Here is a 14,729-nt window from a genome sequence, read left to right as displayed (position 1 = left end):
GATCCGTGCGCCCGAACGCGCCGCCCGAACGCCCCTCCCGTACGGACTAGCCCGCTCGGACCACCCCGAACCACCCGAAGAGACGGTGCAGTTGACCTGAACCGCCCCTGCGGGTGATGCGTCTTCCCAGGAGAGGACGAGCTGTCGCGAAATACCTGCGGAAGTCCGTCCGTGGGGCAAGACTGGGACCGGAACCGAACCGACCGACGGGGGCGGCCATGAGCGCGCAGAGCCGCAGGACATCCACCACGACGCAGCGAGAGAACCCACCCATGTGCCAGCATCAGCCTGCCTGTCCCACCGCCGACTCCGCCGACCGGGAGGCGGCGCGACTGATGGCACACCACCCGGAGCAGGGCTGGAGCCTGCTGTGCAACGGCGTCCTGCTCTTCGAGGACACCGGAGAACTGCTGCCGGACGGGCAGATCATCGCCCCGCACCGGCCGCTGACGGCGGGACGGGTGACGACCGCCGCCTGATCGGGGCGCGGGAGGACACCGCACGAGAAGGAGAACGCCGAGGGCCGGTCCGGAGGAGATCCTCCGGACCGGCCCTCGGCGCGCGCTCAGTTGTCGTACTCGTCCAGCGGCGGGCAGGAGCAGACCAGGTTCCGGTCGCCGAAGGCGCCGTCGATGCGGCGCACCGGCGGCCAGTACTTGTCGGCGGCCGAGACACCGGCCGGGAAGACCGCCTCGTCGCGGGTGTACGCGTGGTTCCACTCGCCGCCCAGCGCGGCCGCGGTGTGCGGGGCGTTGTGCAGCGGGTTGTCGTCGGCGGGCCACTGGCCCGAGGCGACCTTCTCGATCTCGCCCCGGATCGCGATCATCGTGTCGCAGAAGCGGTCGAGCTCGGTCAGGTCCTCGGACTCGGTCGGCTCGATCATCAGCGTGCCGGCCACCGGGAAGGACATCGTCGGCGCGTGGAAGCCGTAGTCGATCAGACGCTTCGCGATGTCGTCGACGCTGACGCCGGTCGCCTTGGCCAGCGGGCGGATGTCCACGATGCACTCGTGGGCGACCAGGCCGTTCGGGCCGGTGTAGAGCACCGGGAAGTGCGGCTCCAGGCGCTTGGCGATGTAGTTCGCCGCGAGCACGGCGACCTGGGTGGCGCGCTTGAGGCCCTCGCCGCCCATGAGGCGCACGTACGACCAGGAGATCGGCAGGATGCCGGCGGAGCCCCAGGGGGCGGCCGAGATCGGGCCGACGCCGGTCTCCGGGCCCGCGGTGGGCTGGAGCGGGTGGTTCGGCAGGTACGGGGCGAGGTGGGCGCGGACGCCGACCGGGCCGACGCCGGGGCCGCCGCCGCCGTGCGGGATGCAGAAGGTCTTGTGCAGGTTCAGGTGCGAGACGTCGCCGCCGAAGTGGCCCGGCTTGGCCAGACCCACCAGGGCGTTGAGGTTGGCGCCGTCGACGTACACCTGACCGCCGGCCTCGTGGACCTCGGCGCAGATGTCGGCGACGTGCTCCTCGAAGACGCCGTGCGTGGACGGGTAGGTGATCATCAGCACGGACAGCTCGTCGCGGTACTGGGCGATCTTGGCGCGCAGGTCCTCGACGTCGATCTCCCCGTCGTCGGCGGTCTTGACGACGACGACCTTCATGCCGGCCATCACCGCGGAGGCGGCGTTGGTGCCGTGCGCGGAGGACGGGATGAGGCACACGGTGCGCTGCTCGTCCCCGTTGGCGCGGTGGTAGGCGCGCACGGCCAGGAGGCCGGCGAGCTCGCCCTGCGATCCGGCGTTCGGCTGGATCGACACCTTGTCGTAGCCGGTGACCTCGGCGAGGCGCTCCTCCAGCTCGGTGATGAGCGTGACGTAGCCCTGCGCCTGCTCGATCGGGGCGAAGGGGTGCATCTGGCCGAACTCGGGCCAGGTCACCGACTCCATCTCGGTGGTCGCGTTCAGCTTCATGGTGCAGGAGCCGAGCGGGATCATGCCGCGGTCGAGCGCGTAGTCGCGGTCCGCGAGCCTGCGCAGGTAGCGCAGCATCGAGGTCTCGGAGCGGTGCGCGTGGAAGACCGGGTGGGTCAGGTACGCGTCGGAGCGCAGCAGACCGGCGGGGAGGGCGTCCTCGGTGGCGGCGTCCAGGGCCTCCACGTCGCCGGTGACGCCGAAGGCGCCCCAGACGGCGGCGAGCTGCTCGCGGCCGGTGGTCTCGTCGCAGGAGACGTACACCAGGTCGGCGTCGGCGCGGTAGAGGTTCACGCCGGCCTCGCGGGCGGCGGCGACGACCTCGTCGGCCTTGCCGGGCACCCGGACGGCGAGGGTGTCGAAGTAGGAGCCGTGCACGACCTCGACGCCGCCGGCGGTGAGGCCCGCGGCGAGGACGGTGGCGTACCGGTGGGTGCGCTCGGCGATCTGCTTGAGACCGTCCGGACCGTGGTAGACGGCGTACATGCCGGCCATGACGGCGAGCAGCACCTGGGCCGTACAGATGTTGCTGGTGGCCTTCTCGCGGCGGATGTGCTGCTCGCGGGTCTGCAGGGCCAGGCGGTAGGCGCGGTTGCCGTCGGCGTCGACCGAGACGCCCACGAGACGGCCGGGGAGGGAGCGCGCGTGCCTGTCCTGGACGGCCATGTAACCGGCGTGCGGACCGCCGAAGCCCATCGGGACGCCGAAGCGCTGCGTGGTGCCGACGGCGATGTCGGCGCCCAGCTCGCCCGGCGAGGCGAGCAGGGTGAGCGCGAGCAGGTCGGCGGCGACGGTGACGATCGCGCCGAGCTCGTGCGCGGCGTCGATCAGCGGCTTGATGTCGCGGACCGCGCCGGAGGCGCCGGGGTACTGGACGAGCACGCCGAAGACGCCGCGCTCGGCGACCTCGGCGGGGATGCCCTCGCTCAGGTCGGCGACGACGACCTCGACACCGGTCGGCTCGGCGCGGGTCTCGATGACGGCGATGGTCTGCGGCAGGGCGTCGGCGTCGACGAGGAAGACGCCGTTCTTGACCTTGCCGACCCGGCGGGACAGCGCCATGGCCTCGGCGGCGGCGGTGCCCTCGTCGAGGAGGGAGGCGCCGGAGGTGGGCAGACCGGTCAGGTCGGCGACCATGGTCTGGAAGTTCAGCAGGGCCTCCAGGCGGCCCTGGGAGATCTCCGGCTGGTACGGCGTGTAGGCCGTGTACCAGGCCGGGTTCTCCATCACGTTCCGGAGGACGACCGGCGGGGTGAAGGTGCCGTAGTAGCCGAGGCCGATCATCGGGGCGAGAACCTGGTTGCGGTCGGCGAGCGTGCGCAGCTCGCCGAGGACCTCGGCCTCGGTGCGCGCGGCCGGCAGGCCCAGCGCCTCGGCGTTCTTGATCACGTCCGGCACCGCGGCGGCCGTGAGCTCGTCGAGCGAGCCGTAACCGACCTGGGCGAGCATCTTGGCCCGTGCCTCGGCGTCGGGCCCGATGTGCCGCTGCTCGAACGGGATGCCCTGTTCGAGCTCGGAGAGCGGAGTGCGGTTGGCGGTCATGTACGGAGGCCTCCTGGTCGTCACGACCTGCGAGGGGCACCACGGCGCGGGTGCCCGGACGGCCTCCCCCTCTGTCATCTCAACCTGAGAGTTTCACCGGCACGCCTCGCGGCACGCCGGCTTTCACCGTCGGTGAGAGCGGAATGCCGTCGGACATCCGCTCTGCTTTCCAGAGTGACCTCGTCCGCGCGGTACAGGGGCCTGAGAGATTCCGGGGAGGATTTGCTCCTTCGGCGCCCACCGGAAGGTTTCTCCGGGGGACTCTCCCGCACGGGGTCGACAGCCACAACCAGCCTACCAGCGAGGTTGCGACTCCCGTCGCTCAAGTGGCCGACATCCCGGATGTGCACTTTCGTAGGGGTACAGAGCAGTTGCGACCAGTTGGAGGGACCGTGGAGACCGACATCGATCCGCGCAGCCTGATCGGCCGCAAGGCGTTCGACCGTAACGGGCACAAGATCGGCACCGTGGACGAGGTGTACCTGGACGACGCGACCGGCGTCCCCGAATGGGCCGCGGTCCGCACGGGGCTGTTCAGCCGGGACGCCTTCGTCCCCCTGGAGCCGAGCGCCCTGCTCGACGACGGCCTCCACATCCCGTACGAGCGGGCGCTCATCAAGGACGCCCCCGACTTCGGCGTGGGCCGCCACCTCTCCCCCGAACAGGAGCTCCAGCTCTACCGCCACTACAGCCTCGCCCTGCCGCCCCCGCCCTCCGACGTCCCGGACAAGGACTTCGGCCGCCTGGCGGGGCAGGACGGCGCCTGACGGCCCCACGGGCCGACGCCGGAGAGGACCCGCACCGTCCCCCGGTGCGGGTCGGACCGCCGCGCCCCCGCACCGTCCCTCCCGGCGCGGGTCAGGCCACCGTGGCCCCTCGCGTCCGCACCAGCGGCAACGGCTCCGACGGCGCCAGTTCCGGGTCGTCCACGGAGAACGTCCGCACCCGACCGGGCCCGGACCACGGCTCCTCGAACCGCACCGTGACGCGCCCGACCCCGCTCCCCTGGACCCATCCGGCCCCGTGCACCGCGTGCCGCACGTCGTGCCCGGGCGCCCAGTGCCTCTCCACGGGACCGTCCTTCTCCGCCTCGACGACCTCCTCCGCCTCGGCCGGGGCGCCCTCCTCCGGCTCCGGCCCCGCGCCCGCCCCGACGACCGCCTGGGCGAACAGGTCCTCCTGCGTGTAGTCCGCGAGCCCGCTCACCCCCACCCCGAGCAGTCGCACGCCCCCCGTCGTGTCCACCGCCTCCAGGAGGCGTCCGGCCGCCTCCCGCACGACGGCCGGGTCGTCCGTGGGCCCCCGCAGCGTCTCGGACCGGGTGAGCGTCGAGAAGTCGTACCGCCGCACCTTCAGGACGATGGTCCGCCCCGAGTGCCCCGACGCCCGCAGCCGCCCCACGCACCGCTCGGCGAGCCGTTCCACCTCGGTCCGGATCCGCACCCGGTCGTGCAGGTCCACGTCGAAGGTGTCCTCGACCGACACCGACTTGGCGTCCCGCTCGGCCACCACGCGCCGGTCGTCGTACCCCCGGGCCATCCGGTGCAGGGAGGTCCCGTGCGCCCGCCCCAGGAGCCGGACGAGCTCGTCCTCGCCCGCCTCCACGAGATCGGAGACGCTGGTCATCCCGGCGCGCCGCAGATGCTCCCCGGTGGCCGGCCCCACCCCGGGCAGGATCCGCACCGACCGCGGTCCGAGGAGCTCCCGCTCGGTCCCGGGCTCGATGAGGACGAGCCCGTCCGGCTTGGCCTCCTCGGAGGCGATCTTCGCGATCATCTTGGACCCGGCGAGCCCCACCGACCCGGTGAGCCCCGTCGTCGCGAGGATGTCCACCCGCAGCCGCTCCCCCGCGGCCCGGGCGCTCGCGCCGTCGTCGGCGACGCCACCGGCCTCCAGATCGACGAAGGCCTCGTCGAGGCTGAGCGGCTCGACGAGCGGGGAGAGCCGCCGGAGCAGCTCCATGACCTGCTCGCTGATCGAGCGGTAGAAGGCGAAGCGCGGCACGAGATAGGCCGCGTTCGGCGCGAGCCGGCGCGCCTGGCCCATCGGCATGGCCGAGTGCACCCCGAAGCGACGCGCCTCGTAGGAGGCGGTGGCGACCACGCCCCGCGGCCCGAGGCCGCCGACGATCACGGGCTTTCCGCGCAGACTGGGCTTCGACGCCTGCTCGGCGGCGGCGAAGAAGGCATCCATGTCGAGATGCAGGATCGTGGGCGCGGCTCTCACACGTCCGATGCTGCCTCACGCCACTGACAACGCCCCCACGGGACGCCCGGAAGCCCGGACCGAACCCCGACGAACGGGGACACCGGCCCCAAGCCCTGGAACGCCAGGAACCCGGCGCCCCTGGGACAACCACGGACCTCTGGGACCGTCCGGACCGCGCTACGTCCTCAGACCGCCCTGTCGCGCCGCCGCCGCGCCAGCTCGTCGCCGGGGTTGTGCCCGACCAGCGTCTCGCCGGTGTCGACGCGCTCCCCGTGGAGCTGCGAGAGCGCGGCCTCGACGTCGCGCCAGACCACCCCGACGGCGATGCCGAAGACGCCCTGCCCGCCCTGGAGGAGGTCGACGACCTCGTCGGGCGAGGAGCACTCGTAGACCGTGGCCCCGTCGCTCATGAGGGTCATCCGCTCCAGGTCCCGGAAGCCCCGGGCCCGCAGGTGCTGCACCGCGGCCCTGATGTTCTGGAGCGCCACCCCGGTGTCGAGGAAGCGCTTGACGATCTTCAGCACGACGACGTCGCGGAAGCTGTACAGCCGCTGCGTCCCCGACCCGTACGCGGGCCGCACGCTCGGCTCCACGAGCCCGGTGCGCGCCCAGTAGTCCAGCTGGCGATAGGTGATCCCGGCGGCCGCACAGGCCGTCGGTCCCCGGTAGCCGATCGCCGCGTCGGCGATGCCGACACCGGTGTCCGTCCCGAAGTCGCCCACATTGCCGTGAAGCGGATACGGACCGGTCTCCCCGGACGCGCGTCCGGGGGAGCTCCCTGCCGTACCGTCCGCGCTGCTCATCACGCCGACCCTCCGTCCTTGACCTGCCCACACGAAGGTAGGCAGTCACTCGGGGTGCGTCAACGATCGCCACACTCGGCACGCCGAGTGATAATCACCCTGAGAGTGGTTTCGCGTGACCCTCTCCCGGGAAAGGCTACTCGAATGCGCTGACGACACCCCGCGAACGGCCTCCGGCCGCACCGCCGCGTCTCACTGGCTGCTGCTCCCGAAATCCTCCGGCGAGATCTGGTCGAGGAACTCGCGGAACTTCTCCACCTCGTCCTCCTGCTCGTCCGGGATCGCGATACCGGCGTCGTCCAGCACACCGTCGCTGCCGAAGATCGGCGTCCCGGTCCGAAGGGCCAGCGCTATCGCGTCCGACGGCCGCGCGCTCACCTCGACGCCGCTGGCGAAGACCAGCTCGGCGTAGAAGACACCGTCACGCAGATCCGTGATGCGGACCTGGGTGAGCTCCTGTCCCACGGCCTCCAGCACGTCCTTGAACAGGTCGTGCGTCAGCGGCCGCGGCGGAGCCATCCCCTGCTGGGCGAAGGCGATCGCGGTCGCCTCCCCCGGTCCGATCCAGATGGGGAGGTACCGATCGCCTCCCACTTCACGCAGGAGCACGATCGGCTGGTTGGAGGGCATTTCCACCCGGACACCCACAACGTCGAGCTCGTTCACACAGCAACCCTAGGACGTGCCCGACCGGTTTGGATAGTCGGGCCCCCCTCCGGGCGCCTCACCGGGTCACTGGAGCCGGATCCCCAGAGCTGTCTGGACGAGGGCGGCGTGCAGCCGCACCGACTGCGCGGCGAGCTCCTTCGCGGTGGCCTCCGCATGGGCCCTGGTCTGCGGGTTGCGGTGTCGGCGCAACGGCGCGACCACCTGCTCGATCAGCCCCGCCTCCCGGTCGGCGGCCGCCTTGACCGCCCGCAGGTGCCGGGGTTCCAGACCGAATCTCCCCAGATCCGCGACGAGCCTGGCGACGGTGACGGCGTCGGCGTCGTAGCCGCCGCCCTCCGTCTCGGCGATCAGGCCGTACGACTCCCACTCGGCGAGCTCGGCCTCGGTCACCTCGGCGGCGGCGATCAGCTCGGCCCGCCCGAGCCGCGCGACGGCCGGCGCCTCCGCCTCGTCCTGCTCCCAGGGCCCTTCCAGCAGGTCCCGCCGGCGCCCGGGAGCCGGGAGCTTGATCTCCTCGCCCCGCGCGAGGGCGTCGAGGTGCTCACGGATCACCTTCAGCGGGAGGTAGTGGTCCCGCTGCATCCGCAGGATGCGGGCGAGCCGCTCCACGTCCTCCGGGCTGAACTTCCGGTATCCGGAGGCCGTCCGCCGGGGCTCGACCAGCCCCTCGGCCTCCAGGAACCGGATCTTGGAGATCGTCACTTCGGGAAATTCGTCGCGCAGCTGGTTCAGCACCGTGCCGATGCTGACCAGCCGTTCGCCCGCGGTGGCGGTGCCGGATCCGGCACCGCCCGTCGGTGTTCGCAGCATGGACCTTCCCTGAAGGGATTCCCCGAGGCGTCACACGCCTCGCTGGCTCGAGTAGAAGACCAGCCGGTACTTGCCGATCTGCACCTCGTCGCCGTTGGACAGCACGACGGATTCGATCGGCTCACGGTTGACGTACGTGCCGTTGAGGCTGCCGACGTCGGCGACGGTGAAGCTGCCGTCCTGCGCCCGCCGGAACTCGACATGCCGCCGGGAGACGGTGAAGTCGTCCAGGAAGATGTCGCTCTGCGGGTGACGGCCGGCCGTCGTCAGCTCGCCGTCGAGCAGGAACCGACTGCCCGAGTTCGGCCCCCGTCGCACCACGAGGAGCGCGGAACCTGAAGGCAGCGCCTCCACGGCCGCCAGCGCCTCGGGAGACAGCGACGGAAGAGCGGTCTGACCGGTGACCTCCGCCTCGTACGCCTCGATCCCCGAGATGGAGATCGTCGACGTCGTCTCCGACGCGCGCTCGGCCGCGACCCCGCCCCGCAGCGGCGTACCGCAGTGGGAGCAGAAGCGGCTGTCCGCCGCGTTGCGGTGACCGCACCTCGTACACACCGGCATGGACGCATCCTCCTGCCGCGGCTGCCCCGCGGAGGTCTGTGTCGCGTACGGGTCGGGCGTAAACCCTCCACCCGTACTTGAGGTTGATGGTTCTCCGAAACCTATGCGGGCGGCCCCGGCGGGGTCAACAGAAGACGCGCCCTGTGTGCCCGGAATGTCACCCCCCCGGCCGTCGACCTCATCCCGGAAGAGCGGGCGCTCGCCGCCCTGCTCCTCGCTCTGGGCGTGGCGCGGCGCGGCGTGCCTGGCGTTGCCGCCGTCCTCGCGTGCGCTCTTGCCGAACAACTTCGCAAACAACTTCACGGGCGATTCCCCTTGACCGAAACAGACCCGCCCGTGGGGCAGGACGAACCGAGATCCTTCACACCTGCCGACCCGGACACCTTCACAACGTCCGTATCCTCCGGACAGTTTCCACCACGCACCACCCTTGTGGTGCGCCGACCCCCCGCAACGTCTCGCGCTTGTCGCGGGAACCCCCTCGTCCCCCGCTCACCGGGAGGACGACTGAGCGTAGTCAGGCCGCTTCGCGGGTCGCAAGGCGTCGACGACGATCTTCGCCGACCGCTCCACCGTGGCTGTGGCCTGCTCCTTCTCCAGGGTCTGCACGACACCGCCGGGGATGTTGAGCGCGGGCTCGAGATCCTCCGGCTTGCCGATGACCTTGAAGACGTACGGAGCGGCCACCTTCGTTCCATCGATCCGCATGTCGTCACCGCTACCGGTGAAATAACTGTCCGCGACGACCCGGACGCCGTTCACCTGGATCGCCTCGGCACCCGCCGCGCGCAGCTCCTGGATGGTGTCGAGCAGCATGTCCGACTCGACCGCCCCGGTGGGGTCCCCCACGGTGAGGGTGATGCCCGGCCCCTCGGCGGCGACGGTGCCGGCCAGGATGCCGAGCTGGCGCTCCTTCTCCTGGGTCTGCTTGCGCGCCTCCTCGGCCTGGTCCGAGCTGGACTCCAGCTCGGAGCGCTGCTTCTCCAGGCGTGCCTTCTCGTCCTCCAGGCGCTGCGTGCGGTCGTCGAGCTCGTCGAGGATCCGTACGAGGTCCTCCTGACGGGCCCCCCGGAGCGCGCTGTTCTCGCTCGTCGAGGAGACCTGGATGGCCAGGCCCAGACCGAGGACGAACAGCAGGAGGGCGACGACGAGTTGGGCCCGGGTCACCCTCGGCGGCCACAGGGCGGAGACGAGCCTCCGCCGCCCGCTCGGCTCGGCGGCGGGCGGTGCGGCCACGGCCGGCGGCCCCGCCACGGCGGACACGCCGGGCGCCACCGCGGCCTCGGGCGCCCGGGGCGCTTCGGACGCCCGGACGTCCTCGCCCCGCTGCTCGGGCTTCCCGGCCTCGGGGACCTCGGGCTTCCCGTTCCCGGCCTCGGGCAGCTCCGGGTTCTCGGAGTTCTGGGGGCCCGCGGAGTTCTGGGGGTCCTGGGAGTTCTGGGGGTTCTCGCTCATCGGCCTCACGCCCGGAAGACGTGACGCCGGATGGCGGCCGCGTTGGAGAAGATGCGGATGCCCAGCACGACGACCACACCGGTCGACAGCTGCGCGCCCACGCCCAGCTTGTCGCCGAGGAAGACGATCAGCGCGGCCACGACCACGTTGGAGAGGAACGAGACCACGAAGACCTTGTCGACGAAGATCCCGTCCAGCATGGCCCGCAGGCCGCCGAAGACCGCGTCGAGGGCGGCGACCACGGCGATCGGAAGATAGGGCTCGACCACCGCCGGAACCTCGGGGCGGACCAACAGTCCGACCACGACTCCGACGATCAGGCCCAGTACGGCGATCACGATGTGCCCTTCCCTGTGTCGGCCGTGGCCCGACCGGAGGGCGACGCCACCCCGGCCCCCCTCGGCTCTGCGGTACGTACGGTCAGGCTCGGCGCGGCCGGCAGGCGCACGTCGCCCTCGACCGAGATCCTGTTCCTGATCCCGAAGTTCTCCACCAGCGCGTGCAGGTACTGCCCGTCGGCGCTGTCCTGGAACGCGGTGCTCAGCCGCTGTCCGTCCCCGACCGCGAGGACGGTGTACGGCGGCACCAGCGGCTTGTTGTCGACCAGTACGGCGTCACCGGCCGCCCGGATCGCGGACAGCGATGTCAGCCGCTGCCCGTTGATCGCGACCGCCTCGGCACCCGACTCCCACAGCCCGTTGACCACCCGCTGCATGTCCCGGTCGCGCACCCGGCCCGTGTCGGAGAAGCCCGCGCTCTCCCGCGGACCGCCGCCACCGGCGTCGGTGCCCTTGGCGTCGTCGACGACGAGCTTCACACCGGGGCCGTGCACCGGCGTCGCACCCGAAAGCAGGGCCACCAGCTCGGCCTGGTCCCCGCCGTGCTGCTGCAGGGCCTGCCGCTGGCGCTCACCGACCTCGGTCCGGATCCGCTCGACGTCCTCCTCCAGCCGGTCGGCGGTCGACGTCTCCTTCTCGATCCGGTCGATCAGGTCCTGCCGCTCCTTGGCGACGACCGGCGCGGAGATCCGCGCCTCGGCCGCGCCCACGGTCACCACGACGGCGGCGAGCAGGAGGCCCGCGGCGACACCCAGCTTGGCCCGCAGGCTACGGGGCAGCCCACCGCCCTCGGCCGCTCGTCGGGCCGTCGCCTCGGCGTAACCGTCGTCGAGCGCGTGGTCGATCACGTTGTTCAGCAGCGACATGGACGCGTCCGGACGCGGCGGCGACGATCCGGTGCTCCGAACGGGGGGCTGCTGCGACATGCCGCACATCGTCGCACGTCGCACGGCCTACCGCCGAATGGCCCCTCCGTGCGGCCGGGAGGCGTCCCACGGACACCTCCCGGCCCAACCGTCCGAACCGTCAGCGACCTGCGCTGTCGACCACCTCGGCCCACTCGTCGAGCAGCGCCTGCGCGGAGGCGTCGTCGGGCCCCTCCGCCCACAGATGGGTGACGGCCTCGGCCGGGTCGGGCAGCACCATCACCCACCGTCCGTCGGCCTCGACCACCCGGACTCCGTCGGTGGTGTCCACGGAGCGGCTGCCCGCCGCCTCCACCACCCGGCGCATCACCAGTCCCTTCACGGCCCACGGGGTCGCGATGTCCCTTTTCAGGACGTGCGCCCGCGGAATCCGGGCGTCGATCTGGCTCAGCGTGAGCTGCGTCCGCGCCACGAGACCGAGCAGCCGCACGAAGGCGGCGGCCCCGTCGAAGACGCTGCTGAACTCGGGCACGATGAACCCGCCGCGCCCGTCTCCGCCGAAGATCGTCGACTCCTCGCGTCCGACCCGGGTGAGGTCGTCGGGCGAGGTGGTCGTCCACTCGACCTGGGTGCCGTGGTACGCGGCGACCTGCTCGGCGATGCGTGTGGTGGTCACCGGCAGCGCGACCCGCCCGGATCTCCGCTCGGCCGCCACCAGGTCCAGCAGCACCAGGAGCGCCCGGTCGTCCTCGATGATCCGCCCGCGCTCGTCCACCAGCGAGAGGCGTTCGCCGACGGGGTCGAACCGCACCCCGAACGCGGCGCGCGCCGAGGCCACGATCTCCCCGAGCCGCACGAGCCCGGCCCGCCGGCTCTCGGCCGACTCGGTGGGCCGGGCCTCGTCGAGACCGGGGTTGATCGTCAGCGAGTCGACCTGGAGCCGCCCGAGCAGACTGGGCAGTACGAGCCCGGCGCTGCCGTTGGAGGCGTCCACGACGACCTTCAGACCGGCTTCCGCGATCCCGGTGGTGTCGACGTTCCGCAGCAGCGAACCGGTGTACGAGTCGAAGACGCTCGCCGGGAAGGAGAGGTCGCCGATCTCACCGGGGAAGGCCCGCCGGTACTCCTGGCGCGCGAACACCCGGTCGAGCTTCCGCTGCTGCGCCTGGGAGAGGTCCGCCCCGCGTTCGTCGAAGAACATGATGTCCACGGAATCCGGCACCCCGGGCGAGGTTCTGATCATGATCCCGCCGGCGCTGCCGCGCGCGGTCTGCTGCCGCGCCACCGGCAGCGGCACGTTCTCCAGGTCCCGTACGTCGATGGCGCTGGCCTGCAGCGCGGAGATCACCGCCCGCTTCAGCGCCCGGGCGCCCCGGGAGTGGTCGCGCGCGGTGGTGACGGTCGACCCCTTCTTGAGGGTCGTCGCGTACGCCCCCGCGAGCCGGACGGCCAGCTCGGGTGTGATCTCGACGTTCAGGATGCCGGAGACCCCGCGCGCCCCGAAGAGGTGGGCCTGCCCCCGGGACTCCCAGATGACGGAGGTGTTGACGAAGGCGCCGGCCTCGATCGTCTTGAAGGGGTAGACGCGTACGTTCCCCTGCACGATCGATTCTTCGCCCACGAGGCACTCGTCCCCGATGACGGCCCCGTCCTCGATCCGGGCGGCCCGCATGATGTCGGTGTTCTTACCGATCACACAGCCCCGCAGATTGCTCTGCTGCCCGATGTAGACGTTGTCGTGGACGACCGCCTTGTGCAGGAACGCACCGCTCTTCACGACCACGTTCGAGCCGATGACGGTGTGCTCACGGACCTCGGCGTCGGCCTCGACCTTGGCGTAGTCACCGATGTAGAGCGGCCCGCGGAGCACGGCGTCGGGATGGACCTCGGCGCCCTCCGCGACCCACACCCCGGGCGAGATCTCGAAGCCGTCGATGTCGACCTGGACCTTGCCTTCGAGGACGTCCGCCTGGGCCTTCACATAGCTTTCGTGGGTGCCGACGTCCTCCCAGTAGCCCTCGGCGACATAGCCGTAGATCGGCTTGCCCTCCTTCATGAGCTGGGGGAAGACGTCGCCCGACCAGTCGACCGGCACGTCCGCCTCGACGTAGTCGAAGACCTCGGGCTCCATCACGTAGATGCCCGTGTTCACGGTGTCCGAGAAGACCTGGCCCCAGGTGGGTTTCTCCAGGAAGCGCTCGACCTTGCCCTCTTCGTCGACGATCGTGATGCCGAATTCCAGCGGATTCGGCACCCGCGTCAGGCAGACCGTGACGAGGGCGCCCTTCTCCTTGTGGAAGGCGATGAGATCGGTGAGATCGAAATCGGTGAGTGCGTCACCTGAGATGACGAGGAAGGCGTCGTCCTTCAACGCTTCCTCGGCGTTCTTCACACTTCCCGCTGTACCGAGTGGCTTTTCCTCGTTGGCATACGTGAGCTCCATCCCGAGCTCTTCTCCGTCGCCGAAGTAGTTCCTGACGAGTGAAGCAAGAAACTGCACGGTGACGACGGTCTCGTTGAGACCGTGCCTCTTGAGCAGTCGTAGGACGTGCTCCATGATCGGCCGGTTCACCACCGGCAGAAGAGGCTTGGGCATGCTCGAGGTCATAGGGCGAAGGCGGGTTCCTTCGCCACCGGCCATCACGACGGCCTTCATGTCGGAAGCGTCCTCCTTGAAGAAACGACGGTCCTGCCGACTTCACCTGTCTGCTCAGGGGCCCCTCGGACGTCCTCGTTGTTGCCGGCGACGCTGCTCGACACAGGACAGACGGGCTCAATCGGCCGCGGTATCCGCCTTCACGAGTCGACGGACCTGGACCACGTAGAGGATCCCTGCCCACCAATACAGAGTTGTACCCCATCCTGCGAAAGCCCACCCGAAAACTTCAGCGAGTGACGAGAGCCAGCCCGTTCCGTCACTGAGAAGCAGCAGGGGGAAGGCGTACATCAAGTTGAAGGTCGCAGCTTTCCCGAGGAAGTTCACCTGCGGCGGCGGGTAGCCGTGCCGACGGAGGATTCCCACCATCACGAGCAGCATGGCCTCGCGGGCCAGGAGCGCGGCGGTCAGCCACAGCGGCAGGATCTCCCGCCAGGTGAGCCCCACGAGAGTGGACAGGATGTACAGACGGTCGGCGGCGGGATCGAGCAGCCGGCCGAGGCTGCTGATCTGGTTCCAGCGCCGGGCGAGCTTGCCGTCGAGATAGTCACTGACGCCGCTGAGCGCCAGGACGAGAAGCGCCCACCCGTCACTCTTGGGCCCGCCGAACTCCGGACGGAGAATCAGCCACAGAAACAGCGGCACGCCGACGAGGCGCGCCATGCTGAGAATGTTGGGGATGGTGAGGACCCGGTCGGTCTGAACGCGAGTCTCCTGGACCTCCACCCGGGGGCCTCCTGCTGGGACGGTGCCGACATTGCCCCCCGACCCTACCCTCAGCCACCGGACGGGGACGCACAGGGTCCCCTCCGGCCCCAGAACGCAAAAATGCCTCAACCCCCGGACGGAGTCCGGGGGTTGAGGCTAAAAATTGTTCGGCGGTGTCCTACTCTCCCACAGGGTCCCCCCTGC

General features: G+C 70.8%; 13 protein-coding genes and 1 riboswitch. Of the genes, 2 read left to right on the top strand and 11 right to left on the bottom strand.

Annotated elements, in window-relative coordinates; translation table 11 throughout:
- The first annotated feature begins 272 nt into the window (after positions 1 to 272).
- A complete protein-coding gene (locus ACZ66Z_RS17550; RefSeq protein ID WP_137990635.1) occupies positions 273 to 479 on the top strand; it encodes a DUF5999 family protein in 207 nt (68 codons plus the stop codon).
- Positions 480 to 565: 86 nt separating this feature from the next.
- Here ACZ66Z_RS17550 and gcvP read toward each other — a convergent pair whose 3' ends face one another.
- Entirely contained in the window at positions 566 to 3,451 is a 2,886-nt protein-coding gene (gene gcvP / locus ACZ66Z_RS17545) for an aminomethyl-transferring glycine dehydrogenase (protein WP_469934861.1), read from the bottom strand.
- A 179-nt stretch (positions 3,452 to 3,630) separates the two neighbouring features.
- Positions 3,631 to 3,730, bottom strand: a riboswitch (glycine riboswitch).
- 113 nt (positions 3,731 to 3,843) lie between these two features.
- Here gcvP and ACZ66Z_RS17540 point away from each other — a divergent pair.
- A complete protein-coding gene (locus ACZ66Z_RS17540; RefSeq protein ID WP_469934860.1) occupies positions 3,844 to 4,218 on the top strand; it encodes a PRC-barrel domain-containing protein in 375 nt (124 codons plus the stop codon).
- Between the two features lie 91 nt (positions 4,219 to 4,309).
- Here the strand turns inward: ACZ66Z_RS17540 and ACZ66Z_RS17535 are convergent, their stop codons facing one another.
- The 10 genes from ACZ66Z_RS17535 to ACZ66Z_RS17490 form a co-directional block, all read right to left on the bottom strand.
- Positions 4,310 to 5,677 (bottom strand): DNA polymerase IV, encoded by a 1,368-nt coding sequence (locus ACZ66Z_RS17535; RefSeq protein WP_469934859.1) that lies wholly within the window; start codon positions 5,675 to 5,677, stop codon positions 4,310 to 4,312.
- A gap of 167 nt (positions 5,678 to 5,844) precedes the next feature.
- Positions 5,845 to 6,462 (bottom strand): MerR family transcriptional regulator, encoded by a 618-nt coding sequence (locus ACZ66Z_RS17530; RefSeq protein ID WP_469934858.1) that lies wholly within the window; start codon positions 6,460 to 6,462, stop codon positions 5,845 to 5,847.
- A gap of 192 nt (positions 6,463 to 6,654) precedes the next feature.
- On the bottom strand, positions 6,655 to 7,128 hold the full coding sequence (locus ACZ66Z_RS17525; protein ID WP_352023128.1) for a bifunctional nuclease family protein: 474 nt from the start codon (positions 7,126 to 7,128) through the stop codon (positions 6,655 to 6,657).
- Positions 7,129 to 7,194: 66 nt separating this feature from the next.
- On the bottom strand, positions 7,195 to 7,941 hold the full coding sequence (gene ftsR, locus ACZ66Z_RS17520) for a transcriptional regulator FtsR (protein WP_469934857.1): 747 nt from the start codon (positions 7,939 to 7,941) through the stop codon (positions 7,195 to 7,197).
- 30 nt (positions 7,942 to 7,971) lie between these two features.
- Positions 7,972 to 8,913: an FHA domain-containing protein gene (locus ACZ66Z_RS17515; protein WP_469935260.1), complete on the bottom strand. Its 942-nt coding sequence runs from the start codon at positions 8,911 to 8,913 to the stop codon at positions 7,972 to 7,974.
- Between the two features lie 81 nt (positions 8,914 to 8,994).
- Positions 8,995 to 9,957, bottom strand: a complete 963-nt coding sequence (locus ACZ66Z_RS17510; protein ID WP_469934856.1) for a DUF881 domain-containing protein — start codon at positions 9,955 to 9,957, stop codon at positions 8,995 to 8,997.
- Positions 9,958 to 9,962: 5 nt separating this feature from the next.
- A complete protein-coding gene (locus ACZ66Z_RS17505; RefSeq protein ID WP_015032176.1) occupies positions 9,963 to 10,295 on the bottom strand; it encodes a small basic family protein in 333 nt (110 codons plus the stop codon).
- A complete protein-coding gene (locus ACZ66Z_RS17500) occupies positions 10,292 to 11,221 on the bottom strand; it encodes a DUF881 domain-containing protein (RefSeq protein WP_469934855.1) in 930 nt (309 codons plus the stop codon). The genes ACZ66Z_RS17505 and ACZ66Z_RS17500 overlap by 4 nt, the downstream gene beginning before the upstream one ends.
- Before the next feature lie 100 nt (positions 11,222 to 11,321).
- Entirely contained in the window at positions 11,322 to 13,817 is a 2,496-nt protein-coding gene (locus ACZ66Z_RS17495) for a sugar phosphate nucleotidyltransferase (RefSeq protein ID WP_469934854.1), read from the bottom strand.
- Positions 13,818 to 13,934: 117 nt separating this feature from the next.
- Complete coding sequence (locus ACZ66Z_RS17490) at positions 13,935 to 14,543, bottom strand: CDP-alcohol phosphatidyltransferase family protein (protein ID WP_030686439.1); 609 nt, start codon at positions 14,541 to 14,543, stop codon at positions 13,935 to 13,937.
- Between the last annotated feature and the right edge of the window lie 186 nt (positions 14,544 to 14,729).

Source organism: Streptomyces sp. NPDC107498 (assembly GCF_055582805.1).
The sequence above is the reverse complement of the archived record's forward strand: the minus strand, read 5'-3'. Positions and strand labels throughout refer to the sequence as shown.